The sequence below is a fragment of the Coleofasciculus sp. FACHB-712 genome (genome assembly GCF_014695635.1).
In the GTDB taxonomy this organism is placed as follows: Bacteria; Cyanobacteriota; Cyanobacteriia; order Cyanobacteriales; family FACHB-T130; genus FACHB-T130.
The window spans coordinates 1-5,174 of sequence record NZ_JACJOQ010000173.1 but is presented as its reverse complement, the minus strand read 5'-3'; the positions used below and the strand labels follow the sequence as shown (position 1 = coordinate 5,174).

General features: G+C 49.3%; 5 protein-coding genes. 2 read left to right on the top strand and 3 right to left on the bottom strand.

Annotated features, from left to right (window positions below):
* On the bottom strand, nucleotides 1-914 hold a 914-nt coding region (recA, locus tag H6F50_RS04640), incomplete at its 3' end, for a recombinase RecA (RefSeq protein WP_190426826.1).
* Nucleotides 915-1,622: 708 nt separating this feature from the next.
* On the opposite strand from recA, the gene xseA reads away from it, so the two are divergent.
* Nucleotides 1,623-2,864 carry an exodeoxyribonuclease VII large subunit gene (xseA, locus tag H6F50_RS04635; RefSeq protein ID WP_190426824.1) on the top strand — a complete coding sequence of 414 codons (1,242 nt, stop codon included), beginning with the start codon at nucleotides 1,623-1,625 and terminating at the stop codon, nucleotides 2,862-2,864.
* Between the two features lie 27 nt (nucleotides 2,865-2,891).
* On the top strand, nucleotides 2,892-3,161 hold the full coding sequence (gene xseB / locus H6F50_RS04630; protein ID WP_190426820.1) for an exodeoxyribonuclease VII small subunit: 270 nt from the start codon (nucleotides 2,892-2,894) through the stop codon (nucleotides 3,159-3,161).
* A gap of 9 nt (nucleotides 3,162-3,170) precedes the next feature.
* On the opposite strand, the gene H6F50_RS04625 is transcribed toward xseB, so the two are convergent.
* Both H6F50_RS04625 and H6F50_RS04620 read right to left on the bottom strand, forming a co-directional pair.
* On the bottom strand, nucleotides 3,171-4,427 hold the full coding sequence (locus H6F50_RS04625) for a DNA double-strand break repair nuclease NurA (RefSeq protein ID WP_190411907.1): 1,257 nt from the start codon (nucleotides 4,425-4,427) through the stop codon (nucleotides 3,171-3,173).
* Nucleotides 4,428-4,554: 127 nt separating this feature from the next.
* The coding region (locus H6F50_RS04620; protein WP_190426817.1) for an HAD family hydrolase at nucleotides 4,555-5,174 on the bottom strand (620 nt) is incomplete at its 5' end.

Below are 5,174 nucleotides of genomic sequence, written 5' to 3'. Positions count from 1 at the left end.
CCTTGGGCAATGTTATCACCGTTGTAGCTATACCAAGCTCCTTTACGGGTAATGACCCCAGTTTGTTCTGCCAGGTCAACCATACACCCTAATGTCGAGATTCCCTTGCCAAAGATAATGTCAAACTCTGCGACGCGGAAGGGCGGGGCGACTTTATTTTTGGCAACTTTAACTTTAGCTCGGTTACCAAACTCTTCGTTGCCTTTTTTCAGCGTTTGAATCCGACGAATATCCAAGCGCACTGAAGCGTAAAACTTTAAGGCATTACCACCAGTGGTTGTTTCTGGGTTGCCGTAGGTGACGCCAATCTTTTGTCGCAGCTGGTTGAGGAAAACGACCGTACAACCAGATTTACCGATGTTTCCGGTAATTTTGCGAAGAGCTTGACTCATCAAACGGGCTTGCAAACCCATGTGGGAATCGCCCATTTCGCCTTCAATTTCAGCGCGAGGCACCAAAGCAGCTACCGAGTCAATGACCACGATATCCACTGCCGCAGAGCGAACTAGCTGGTCGACAATTTCTAAGGCAGCTTCTCCGGTGTCGGGTTGAGAAACCAAAAGATTGTCAATATCAACGCCCAGTACGGCTGCGTAAGCAGGATCTAGAGCGTGTTCAGCATCAACAAAAGCAGCGACTCCTCCTAATTTTTGCACTTCAGCGATCGCGTGCAAAGCGAGGGTTGTCTTACCAGAACTTTCCGGGCCATATATTTCAATCACCCGTCCCTTCGGCAAGCCACCGCCCAAAGCTAAATCCAGGGTCAGCGCTCCAGTGGAAATTGTTTCCACCTTCATGCGGGTGGCATCTCCTAGGCGCATAATTGCTCCTTTGCCAAAGCTGCGCTCAATTTGGTTTAGCACCAGGCTCAGGGCTTTGTCCTTGTCGGGATTGTTCGTGATTTGGATAGCCATTAATGCCTCAAGAACAGAATCAGGTGTGGTGAGATTTTTTTCACACTTAGCAAAAGTTGCTTTTGTGTGGGCTTCTCCGCCTCGCGGACTGGAGTTTCCTGCTTCGATGGCTGGTTCTGATAGTAGAAATGTCTAGCAAGACATCCTTACAGCCTCCACAGGCAGAAACGATGGAATCCACCGCCTTTTGATACAAAATGAATGCTGGTTTTAGCCATTTGCCCACTCAGGTTTACCAAGTTTTTAGCTTTGTAAGTGAGTAGGAAATTTCCACTAACTAGGGTTACTTCAACGATTGGCACCGAAACTTAAAATTGTCCCAAATAGCGACAAATTTTAGTTTCAGATATTTTATTATATCACTTTTAGCAACAAATGAGAGCCGCAAGTGCCCTTACATCAAGCTTTACACGGATGGGGGAACCCCCTGGCAAGGCTCGCGATAGGAATCTCTATTGTAGTTCAAATGTTCTACTTTTACCCAACACTGAGAGAGAAAATCGGTCAATAAACGTCTAGCCTGTTTTAAGCAACAAGTGGGATTTGCGATCGCCACTTTGGTCACGTCAGTTTTGTCAAAAGTTAACGAATGCAGCCGAGTCTCGCTAATCTAGAGACAGAAACTGTAAATGGCTTGATCTAGGCTTATTTGAGCATCCTCCGCGTTTCCTGATGCCTCAATTCCTATATTTTCCTTATCTTTCGGCGATGAACTATTATCTTTCCAATCAGCTGGTTCCAGATACAGCTGTATCGGTGGCTGGGTTAACGTCTTATTTGCAACTGCTGTTAGAGCAGGATGAACAACTACAGCAAGTTTGGGTGACAGGTGAAGTCTCCAGCGCCTCTCAGTATCGCAGTGGATTATTCTTCACCCTGCAAGATCCGGATGCTAAGGCGGCAATGAGTTGTGTGATATGGAACAGTCAGCTAAATAAGCTGATGCAGCTGCCGGTGCAAGGAGAGCAGTTGATTGTTTTGGGCAGTATCCGAGTTTATCCCCAGCGAGGACAGTACCAGCTGATTGTTTGGCAGGCGCTACCAGCGGGAGAGGGGTTACAGGCATTGCGCTATCGCCAGCTGCGAAATCGGTTGGAGGCCGAAGGATTGTTCGATCCAGAACGCAAGCGATCGCTCCCCACTCATCCCCAAACCATCGCTGTTGTCACGTCGCCGCAAGCTGCTGCCTGGGGAGATATTCAACGCACGCTCAAGCAACGTTATCCGGGTTTGCAAGTTTTGTTTTCACCGGCGTTAGTTCAGGGCGAACAAGCCCCAGCATTGATTGTCTCGGCGATTGAGCGAGTGGAACGGGATGGTCGCGCTGAAGTTTTAATTTTGTCGCGCGGGGGTGGTGCGGTTGAGGAGCTAGCTTGCTTCAATGATGAACGGGTAGTGCGAGCGATCGCAAATTGTTCGATTCCCGTGATTACTGGCATTGGTCATCAGCGAGATGAATCTTTGGCTGACTTAGTTGCCGATGCTTATGCTCACACTCCCACCGCCGCCGCCGAACAAGTGGTTCCAGAACTGGCAAGTCTTTACGCAGAACACCAGGAACGTGTCCTCGCCTTGACTGAAGCCGTAAATCAACACATGGAAAACGCTCAAACACAATTGCAAAGAGTGCGAAGCCGCTTGGGGCGGATTCCGTTAGACCGACAAATTCACCAAGAAAAACAAGCGATCGCTTGGAAACGTCAACAACTGTTACAAGGAACGGCGCGACATTTAGCACAGGCAAACCAACACTGTCAGATGCTCCGACAAAAGCTAGCCACGCTTGATCCTGAAAGCGTTCTGCAACGAGGTTACGCCGTAGTCCGACAACAAGATGGTGCGATCGCGCGTTCCACCGAAGGACTGGCACTCGGACAGGAACTACAAGTTCAGCTGGGCACAGGACAAATTAAAGTCAAAATTAGTGAAATTATAAATAGCAAGGAGTAGCTATTTCACGCGATACGGGGATTTTTTATGAGCAAACCCACCAGCACCACCGACGGCTCAAGCGATCGCCGCGTCAATACCCAATTTCCGAAAGATTGGAACTACGAAGCGACGGTTGCCAAAGTTGAAGGGATCATTCGGCAAATTGAAGCCGGAAAACTAGAACTTGCCGATGTTTTTGAAGAATTTACCGCTGCGGTAGAATACTTGCGCCAATGTGAAATCTTTCTGCAAGAGCGGCAACAGCAGATGAATTTATTAATTGAGACCCTGGCAGACGAGCCAACGTCCTTTTGAGAGATGCCATCAGGCGATACTACCGCGCTTCCTGGCTTCTTTATAGGAAGTCCCGACATTTCTCAAACCAGCCTTAATCATTTGTTGTTCGAGTAAGGCAAAGAAACGAGCGCGATCGCCCCCTCGCACAACTGCCTGATTGTGTGCCTCTGCAAGCGCCACCGGATAGCCATAACCCTTCTGCACCTGAGCCAACATCAAGCTGAGCGAAACATCCAGCTTCTCTGGATTCTCCGCCACCCAAGCGGGAACTTCCACACGAGCAATTTCAGTCCCGACGTGGACGTAGCAGAAGTAGATTTGATGGGCACCGTACAACTCCAGAATTCGTGCAGAACTGCGCCATAGAGGGCTGCGTTGACCGGGCTGCAATTGAGACGCCCAGAGGGCAGTATCCCGCAAGGGATCGAAAACCTGGCAGGGTGCCCGGTCAAACTGACCAGGACAATGAGTCATACAGTCGGGAACTGGATGCGGACAGGCTGGCAAACGCAGGAAGTTCAGTGCTTCGCTGCTGCGAGAAGCGCTCAGGTAGCCCATAATTGGAATCCCCGTATCGCGTAGAACATCCCAAGCTTCCAGAATCGGAGGCAAAATATGGTCGCGGGCTTCTCCTGGTAACTGCTCCAGAAACCAATAAATTAGCGATCCATCTACCATTGCTAGGGCAGGGATTGGGGATTTGGGATCGGGAATTGAAGATGGAATTTCCGATTTTCTGTTTCCGTTTCCCTGTCTTGACGTGACTTGTGAAGGTCGGTTAATCCAGCTAGCAGCCAATTCTGCCAATACAGACGCCTCCGAAGCCGTGCGTCGATAGCCCATCCATTCCTCAGGGCGAATTCCCCACTGGCGGGAAATATATAGGTCTTCCGAGCGATAAAAGACTTCTGGCAGGCTATCTAAGAGCGGATACAAGCTTTGTCCGTAATGCAGCACCACCCGACCCACATTAATCAGATAGCAGTAGGCAATTTCGTGGTGACTCGGAGCAATCTGAGACCCGTCTGTAGCAATAATCGTATGGACAGCCGGAGGGGTAGGAAGGTCAATGGCAGTGCTTAGAGATTCAATGGGTGCGGCTGCTGCAAACCCCAAGCGATCGCGCCACTTTTCTTGCAGATGTACTAAATCTGCCTGAGACTTTTGAGCCAGCGTCAGTAAGTGCTGGGCGCGTTCCAAGCGTTGGCGACTGGCAGCAGCCTCTACCGTCAGGTGTTGACTAATCCCCTGCATTTGCCGCGCGAGTTTGGTTAGGTCAAGCATAGTCAGCTATCCGCTTTTCGCCTATCAGCTCTCAGCTTAAAGCATGAAACATCAAGGCGATCGGGATGAATTTATAATTTACACTTGATACTTCTTCATCCCTTAACCTTGGGTTCCCTTTTCTCATCTAAGCCCAAGCCGAGAAATCTTGAGCAAACTGAGACAGAGATAAAAGCTTAATTCGCTCCTGATACGCGACCGACTCTCGTTGAGCAGCAGTATTGTAGCCCCAATCGGCAAGAAACAGCTTGATATCATTGAGGTCTGGTTGCTGTTGCACAGTTTGCAGAGTTTTCAAGCGATCTTCCACAAACCAAAGGTGAACCGACGAATCGCTGCTGAGTTCGCGCAAAATTTCGTACTTAGGACGCCGATTTTCTTTCCCAATAATGCATCGATCGGGTAGTTGGATACCCTGTTGCTGCAACAACTGGCGGACAAAGCGTCCCTCTTTGGTAGTGACGATGTACGTTTGGATAGGTGTATCTGGAAGCGATGCCTTCTCCGATTCCATTCGATGCATTTTTTCAACAACACCTGGATAGAAACGATGCAAGGCTAGCCAACCCTCTAAATCCCTATCAATCCACTCATCCCGGATACAATCGAGCTTCGTGCCGATATCAGCCGCATTCAAATTATCTTCTCGCAAGATTTGCTGAGCCACCCCTGACCAATCTTGCAACATCTTTTCGTCGGGAATGCCCAATATTAGCGCCCGGATTGCCACCGGCATTTCCCAACCGA